Genomic DNA, 255 nt, shown 5'->3' with positions numbered 1-255 from the left:
ACACCGCGCCATTGCGGTCGGTGACGCTGATGAGGTCCCCCGTGGCGTTGTAGGCGTAACGGAGCTGTTTGCCTGCCGGGTCAGTGATGGCGGTGATGCGGTGGCTGGCGTCTCTGGTAAAGGTGGCTGCCGTGCCATTGGAATGGGTGACACCACTGTCGCTGTAGGTCAGTGTGTTGCCGTTCGGGTCTTTGATGCTGGTGATGCCGATACCATCGGTCAGATAGTATTCGTAGTTATCTTCTGTGGTGAGTT

Annotated in this window: 1 protein-coding gene; it reads right to left on the bottom strand. The window is 57.6% G+C overall.

Going from position 1 to position 255, the window contains the following annotated elements:
- A partial coding sequence (locus ACO0LG_RS29690) for an RHS repeat domain-containing protein (protein ID WP_423032239.1) occupies positions 1-255 on the bottom strand: 255 nt, incomplete at both ends.

It is taken from the genome of Undibacterium sp. Ji42W (assembly GCF_049340405.1).
Classification (GTDB): domain Bacteria; phylum Pseudomonadota; class Gammaproteobacteria; order Burkholderiales; family Burkholderiaceae_D; genus Undibacterium.
The sequence above is the reverse complement of the archived record's forward strand: the minus strand, read 5'-3'. Positions and strand labels throughout refer to the sequence as shown.